1 protein-coding gene and 1 pseudogene are annotated in these 1,027 nt (G+C 72.2%); both read left to right on the forward strand.

What is annotated here, in order from left to right:
- A pseudogene (locus ACQKIP_RS48130) lies at nt 1-149 on the forward strand (alginate lyase family protein); the annotation flags it as partial.
- Nucleotides 150-242: 93 nt separating this feature from the next.
- Entirely contained in the window at nt 243-923 is a 681-nt protein-coding gene (locus tag ACQKIP_RS48135) for an ABC transporter ATP-binding protein (RefSeq protein WP_365858334.1), read from the forward strand.
- Nucleotides 924-1,027: the final 104 nt, after the last annotated feature.

The raw sequence follows: 1,027 nt of genomic DNA on the forward strand, positions 1-1,027 counted from the left end.
TCACGGAGGTCGGCTACAACGCGCTGCACAACCGCCTCGGCAACGCCATGACCAACACCCAGAAGCTCACCGAGCAGAACCGCCCGGCAGGCTCCAACAACCTGTTCGTCGCCTGGGAGACCCTGACCCACGCCGACAACCCGAGCTGACCCGGCCGGGCTGCTGCGGACCTTGTCGGGCCGGGCGCGCCGTGACCATACTGGCGCCCGGCCCGGCAGGTCCGTACGGGGGAGTGGGTACGCATGGCCGAGAGCGCGGTGGTCGTCGAGGACCTGCACCGGACGTACGGCAGCGGCGCGTCCGCCGTGCACGCCCTGCGCGGTGTCTCCTTCACCGTCCCGCGCGGCGAGCTCGTCGCCCTGAAGGGACGGTCCGGGTCCGGCAAGACCACCCTGCTCAATCTCGTCGGCGGACTCGACACCCCGGACGCGGGCAAGGTCACCGTCGAGGGGCTCGAACTCGCGGGCCTCGGCGAGGACGGCCTCCTGGAGCTGCGCCGCGACCGCGTCGGCTTCGTCTTCCAGTCCTTCGGACTCATCCCGATCCTCACCGCCGCCGAGAACGTCGGCGTGCCCCTGCGGCTGCGCAAGACCGAACCCCGGGCGCGCGAGGAGCGCGTCGCGCTGCTCCTCGCCCTCGTCGGGCTCGCCGACCACGCCGAGCAGCGGCCCGGCGAGCTCTCCGGAGGACAGCAGCAGCGGGTGGCGATCGCCCGCGCGCTCGCCAACAGACCCTCCCTGCTCGTCGCGGACGAGCCCACCGGACAGCTCGACGCCGAGACCGGGCTCGCGGTGATGGAGCTGCTACGCGCCGTGGTGCGCGGCGAAGGCGTCACCGCCCTGGTCGCCACGCACGACGCGGCGCTGCTCGACCTCGCCGACCGGGTCCTTGAACTGCGCGACGGCGGGATCGCCGGGCACTGACATCAGGGCCGGGCGCCGACATCAGGGTTGTGTCAAGGTGCGCCCCCGGGCGCACCTTCGTCCGTTTCGCGGGAATTGTTGGCCGTAAAGTCGACGCTGCGTAC

The sequence above is a fragment of the Streptomyces sp. NPDC059900 genome (genome assembly GCF_050270335.1).
Classification (GTDB): Bacteria; Actinomycetota; Actinomycetes; order Streptomycetales; family Streptomycetaceae; genus Streptomyces.